Source organism: uncultured Eudoraea sp., from assembly GCF_947260015.1.
GTDB lineage: Bacteria > Bacteroidota > Bacteroidia > Flavobacteriales > Flavobacteriaceae > Eudoraea.
This window is the reverse complement of the sequence record NZ_CAMYOM010000014.1, coordinates 44,244-50,573: the sequence shown is the minus strand read 5'-3', so window position 1 is coordinate 50,573 and position 6,330 is coordinate 44,244. Positions and strand designations below refer to the sequence as shown.

Below are 6,330 nucleotides of genomic sequence, written 5' to 3'. Positions count from 1 at the left end.
ATGCTACATATGTAACGAAGTGTGCAAGAAATGTAACAGGAAGAAAAAAAACCTATTTATTGGTGGTTTGGAGGTATTCTGATGGTGTCTTAGCAAAGGTCTCCTTAAAGCATTTTATAAAATAGGAAGGTGTATTAAAGCCTACGGAATAAGCAACTTCATTGATCGATGCATCTGAGGTTTGTAGTATATGTATTGCCTGTTTTAATCGTTGAGAACGAATAAATGCCGTTGTGCTCAGTCCTGAATAGGCCAATAATTTTCTATGTAATTGCATACGGCTCATCCCTACATTTCTGCTAAAAGCAGCTGCATTAAAGTCCGGATTGGAAAGCTGTTCATCCAATAAATGCTGCACCTTATTTAAGAAGATTTCATCGGTAGGGGTAATTGCAATGTCTTTTGCCTTAAGAATAACTTCCTGGCTATAAAGACTTCGTAGAGCTTTTCTGCTTTCTATCAGGTTTTCTACCCGTTTCTCCAGGATTTTCAGTTTAAATGGCTTTGTAATAAAATCGTCTGCCCCTGATTGCAAACCTTTCAATTCATTTTCTTCTCCTTGCCCCGCTGTTAATAATATTATAGGGATATGGCTGGTTCGTTCATCCGTCTTAAGGGTATTACACAATTCAATGCCGTCTAAAATGGGCATCCGTACATCGGTAATAATCAGATCAGGAATAATTTCAAGTGCTTTTTCTATTCCCAATTTTCCATTTTCAGCTTCGTATAACTGATATTTTTTATCCCATGCTGATTTCAGGAAATCGCGTATCTCTTTATGATCTTCTACAATCAAAACCAGCGATAATTTTTCCTTAGTCCTGTTTGAAAGTGCGTTGGAAGCTTTATTTAACCCAACCCTATCTGCCGGACCCGTCAATTTCTCATTCACCTCCGTTGTATTCAAAATTTCGATCGATTCAAAAAGCTCCCTCTCAAGAGGTAATATAACTCTAAAATGAATCATATTATGGTCTTCTATTCTTACCGAAACCTCTCCTCTATATAAGTTTACCAGTTCTTTTACCAGTGACAGTCCAACCCCTATACCTTCAGCATACTCATCTTTTTGATAAAAACGTGTAAACAACCTATCTACTTCAATTTCGGATAAATTTTCAACTGTATTTTTAACACTAATTACTACCGTTGAATTTTCTCTTTGGGCATTAAATTCACATAAACCTTCTTCCGGACAATATTTTAATGCATTTGTAAGCAGGTTTGTCAATATTTTTTCCATAGCATCCTCGTCATACATGCAGTCTTGAAGTTTATCAACCTTAATTTGATAATCAATATTTTTTTGTGCAGCGCGTAATTTAAATGAACTGGCAATGGCGCCAATAAATAACCCCAAATTTCCTTCTTTTACTTTTAGCGACAGTTTACCTTTTTCCAGTTTAGCCATATTTAACAACTGGTCTACAAGGGTCAATAGCCTGTTAGTATTTCGCTTTATCATGGTAAAACTTTCAAAATCTCTATCTGACAAACTGCCTTCGCTTAGTTTAGCATCAACGGGACCAGAAATAAGGGTTAATGGCGTTCTAAATTCGTGAGAAATATCAGTGTACAATTTAGATTTGAAATCATTTAATTTCTTTAATCGTGATGCTTCTTCATCTTTGAGTTCCAAATCGAGCTTCATCTTCCACCGCCATTTAAAATAGCTGTAAACTCCATACATTGCCCAAAGAAACAAAAAGAAATAGATCAATTTTGCCACCGGATTCCAATACCACGGAAAGGCTATTTTAAAAGCAAAACGGGCGGGTGTTTCATTCCATATACCATCATAATTACTGGACTTCACTAATAATTCATAATCGCCTGATGGCAGATAAGAGTAGCGTGCAAAATTATTATTCCCGGCATATACCCAGTCCTCATCATAGTTCGCCAGTTTATACTGATAATTATTCTTTTCGGGAAGTGCATATTGCATACTGGAGAAGGTAAACGAGAGTGTATTCTGTGTATGACCAAGGGTTAATCCCTTTTTCATAGGGTATGGTTCGTTTAATACTTCCAAACTTGTAATACTGGTTTTTGGTAAGATGCTATTTACCTTTATCTCATTGGGCTTAAACCAATAAAAACCATCCAGGCCTCCAAAATATAAGTTGCCATCTAAATCTTTGTAATAGGCCCCGGTATTAAATTCTGTGGCTAATCCGTCATAATTTGTATAATTCACTATTACCGGACTGGCCTCTAAATTAGAACCCTTTGTAAACCTGGTAATGCCCTTGTTAGAGCTTAACCACAGATTTCCGTTACTATCGGGCATTATGGCATAGATTACATCATTGGCAAGACCATCCTCAACCGTAAAATGAAAGAATTTTTTACTATTTAAATCCAGGGCATTCAGGCCTCCTCCATTAGTGCCAATCCAAAGAACATTATCTGGGGAATAATAAAGGGACTTAATATTATTGTTTGACAAAGAATTGGTGTCATTTATCTCATTAAAGGATATAAAAGATTCCTGTTCGGTATCAAATAATACAATTCCATCGGTTTCTGTACCAAGCCATAATTGACCTTTTTTTCCTTCGGTAATCACGCGAATATTATTGCCGGGTAAATTGTTTCTGTGAAGTACTTGACCTTTTAGATATTTAACTTCACCCTTGCTTTTATCAAATTGAATTAATCCCTTTTCTCTGGTACCAAGCCAAATTCTATTCTCAGAGTCCTCAAATATGGTCCAAATTGTTTCCGCAGATAAGGGAATCGCAGTATCCTCGGAATAGTGAATAAATTCTTCTTTACTATCATAAATATTAAGTCCTTCCCCCTGAGTGCCAATCCAAAGGTTATTTTGTCCATCAACCAAAAGACTCATAACCCTGTTAGATGCAATGTTATTTATTGAATTTGCATTTGTAGTGAAAGTTTGCCAGCTATTGCTTAGTGGATCAAACTGAGTAAGACCTTTCCCGGAAGTACCTATCCATACTCTTTTTTCCTTGTCTACTGTTATTGCCCGAACAACGTCAATGTTAATATTTTCGGGAGTTTGGTAATTAATAAAGGAATTAAATTTTTCCAGATATTCATCGTAAAAACTTAAGCCTGCACCGTCCGTTCCCAACCATATTGTTCCGGTATAATCTTCGTAAATGCACAGGATATCATTGTAATGCAGGGCCCTCGGATTTTGCTTTTCGGCTATAAAATGATTTATTTTTTGTGTAGATAAATTTATCATATACATCCCCCTGCCGTAGGTAGCAACCCAAATCCTATCTTTACTATCTAAATATAGATCTAATATATTAAGGTCATTGGGTAATGGATCTGAAAAGGAGAATTTAGATATCCTATTAAAATGATTCCCATTTTTCTCTTTTAAATACAATCCATCTCCATATGTAGCTATCCACTGCCTGCCTTTCTTGTCAAAAACGATGTCACTAAAATTTGCCTCAATAGAACCATTTGCTAAACTCTCAGGATTTAAATTATTATGTTTCCCGGTGTGTGAATTGAAACTAATAATTGAATGTTCGCTTGCCAGAAGTAAATCCCCGGAAGAATCTTCCACAATATTGAAAATTGTACCATTCAGGTTTGAAGGTAAAATTTCTTGCTTTACATATTCCGAATCTTTTTTAAGAGAATAAAGACCATTGGAATAGGTCCCAAACCATAAATTAAAATTCTTGTCTTGATAAATCACACTGGCATCGTCGATTCCAGGGACTGGTTCAAAAGTTTGAGTTTCCGGCAGTAACTTTCGGGGAATTCTATCTAGTGGAATGATCCATAATTCCCCTTTTCTATCAGTGTATACTTTACCCAGATTACTATAATCCGGCTTGGTAATATCCACAAAACTATAGGGAAAATAAATAAATTTTTTACCGTCGTATCTATTAAGGCCATCCTGCGTGGCAATCCAAAGATAACCAGTACTATCCTGACTAATTGATACGGCGCTATTTTGAGATAACCCTTCTTTGATGGAAAGTTGTCTAAAGGTGATTTGCGACTGGGAGCAGGCATCAGTTGTGCAAATCACAACCAATAATGTGGAAGAAAGAATCCTTGCGAAATACAAAAAAATATCTTTCCGTGCCATTATTTAAAAATTAAATCTTGCAAAGAAATTCGAAATAAATAATCAAAAGGAGATAAATCAGAAAATACCGCCAAACCGTACGACTCAATAGATGTTTAAAATTTAATTACCACTTGGGTCTGCTGATCTAGGTAGTTCCCCCGAAACCTAAAAATCGAGCAAATTTCATGACCAACATGATTGGTATGGTTATCCAATTAGCAATTACATCTATGGGCCTGCATTAAAGCAGCGGTATTTCTATAAAGATATACCTCCCCGGAGTCGTACTTAATGGTTTGACAGTTTCATTTGTTCTTATAAAACTAAAACTGCTACTATTATTCAATGAACTTAATTACGTTAAGCAAATGTACATATAGAAAATCAAATGCTTACCATCAAATATTATCTTCTTAAAGCAACAAAGTTACCAGTTATTGCAATACTTTCTTCATTGATATTTTCAAAAACTACATTTATACTGCCTTTTAATATTTTGTCTTCAATATTATCAATAGTAACGGCACCGTTTTTTGCAAAAAATGGTAATTCCCCAAATTCATTTACGTTGGCAAAACCAAACACCCCATCAAAATAATTAAGGAATCCTTCAATATTCCCTGAGATTTCATGTCGTCCATTTCCTATTTCCACAAATTGGTTATGTTTTGAAAGAAAAAATCCCAGTGAATGTCCCGGAAGCTGCTGACCATCAGTTAGGCTTAATTTTAAGGTGGTATACTCTTCCCCTATTGAAGAACGCTTTATTTCAGTTTCAAAATTTATAATCCCTTCAAGTTTTAACTCACTTTCCCCAGCAATATTAAGCACATAACCACCCGCTGCCAAGATCCTCTTATCAGATTTTATTTCAGTTGAATTAGTAGTAATGAAAATGAGGGTAAAAATAACCCATAGACCAACCTTGAGGGATTTGATTACAATATGTGGCATAGTGGTTTATTTATATTTTTATTCCGGACTTAATTCTGCAATTTCGGTCTGTTCTTCAGCCAAACGATGATCAACGCTATTTCCCGCGAGCACCACTTCATCTACAACTACTGAACGTTCCATATTTTCCGTCAAAACTGCAAGCAGAAGTGCTAAGATTAAAAGGGTGAAAAATATAACACATTTTTTCATTGAGTACAAATACTTTGCAAGCGTTCAACAACACTCTTTCTTCGAAATTATTATAAAACTAAATTATGCCGTAACAAATAAACTACACAGTTCATTTGTATAATTGGTATGGAATTATGTGTAAATTGTTTTACTACTTCTGTTTTAATTTAAATATTTTGGTCTGTGTAAGATGAATTTGTTATAAATCTGAAAATCCATTTTTTCGTTCAAAAAATAAAAAATTACATTCTGTAAAAATTTCCTTTGGTATGCAAACTTTAAGTCTTTTAGCGCTGGTCACACACCTATCTAATCTATCTATACATATTTCAACAAGCCATACTACTAGTATTGCTAATTTTGTAACTTACGAGAATATAATAAGGTAATGTTACAAGCTGTTATTGTAGATGATGAAATAAAGGCACTTCAAAGTCTTTCCTGGGAATTGACTAATTTCAGTGATGAAATAAATGTAGTTGCTTCTTTTACCGATCCTTTTGAAGCATTGAGTTATCTTAGTCACAACACCCCGGATTGTTTGTTTTTGGATATTGAAATGCCCACCATGGATGGATTTCAATTCATTCAAAACTTAAGCAATAAGGATTTTCCTGTTGTGATTACAACAGCCTACAATCAATATGCGATAAAAGCTCTCAAAAATGAGGCTATTGATTATCTTTTAAAACCCATTGATACTGACGACTTAAAAGATACTATTGTAAAAATTAAAAAGTTTAATGCAAAAAATTATACTGCGGACAGACTGGAAAAAATTCTACTAAATTTTAATGCTAGTGAAAAGCATAAAAAAATTACTTTCAATACGGACGGGAAATTAGTGTTTCTGGAAAGCGATCAAATCCTATATGCCGAATCTGATGGCAATTACAGTACCATTTACCTTGCAGATGGACACAAGATTGTACTTACCAAAAAATTAAAAGAAGTTAATGAATTGCTGCCAAGTGATTCCTTTTTCAGGATACACAACTCTTATATAATTAACTTAACAAAAATTAAGGAGTTTCTCAAAACAGACGGATATGTGGTGCTTCAATCCAATCATAAAATTCCTGTATCCCGTCAAAAAAAGTCTGATTTTTTGGATTTGTTATAAT

4 protein-coding genes are annotated in these 6,330 nt (G+C 34.6%); 1 reads left to right on the top strand and 3 read right to left on the bottom strand.

Translation table 11 applies throughout. The features are described from left to right. Window positions 1-52: 52 nt before the first annotated feature. The 3 genes from Q0X66_RS08310 to Q0X66_RS08300 all read right to left on the bottom strand — a co-directional run bounded on the left by Q0X66_RS08310 (window position 53) and on the right by Q0X66_RS08300 (window position 5,224). Window positions 53-4,096, bottom strand: a complete 4,044-nt coding sequence (locus tag Q0X66_RS08310; protein WP_297705183.1) for a two-component regulator propeller domain-containing protein — start codon at window positions 4,094-4,096, stop codon at window positions 53-55. Window positions 4,097-4,483: 387 nt separating this feature from the next. After that, the gene (locus Q0X66_RS08305) at window positions 4,484-5,032 is read right to left on the bottom strand and encodes a hypothetical protein (protein ID WP_297705180.1); all 549 of its coding nucleotides are present in this window, start codon (window positions 5,030-5,032) and stop codon (window positions 4,484-4,486) included. An 18-nt stretch (window positions 5,033-5,050) separates the two neighbouring features. Beyond that, the gene (locus Q0X66_RS08300) at window positions 5,051-5,224 is read right to left on the bottom strand and encodes a hypothetical protein (RefSeq protein WP_297705178.1); all 174 of its coding nucleotides are present in this window, start codon (window positions 5,222-5,224) and stop codon (window positions 5,051-5,053) included. Window positions 5,225-5,594: 370 nt separating this feature from the next. On the opposite strand from Q0X66_RS08300, the gene Q0X66_RS08295 reads away from it, so the two are divergent. After that, a complete protein-coding gene (locus Q0X66_RS08295) occupies window positions 5,595-6,329 on the top strand; it encodes a LytTR family DNA-binding domain-containing protein (RefSeq protein WP_297705175.1) in 735 nt (244 codons plus the stop codon). The last annotated feature ends 1 nt before the right edge of the window (window position 6,330 follow it).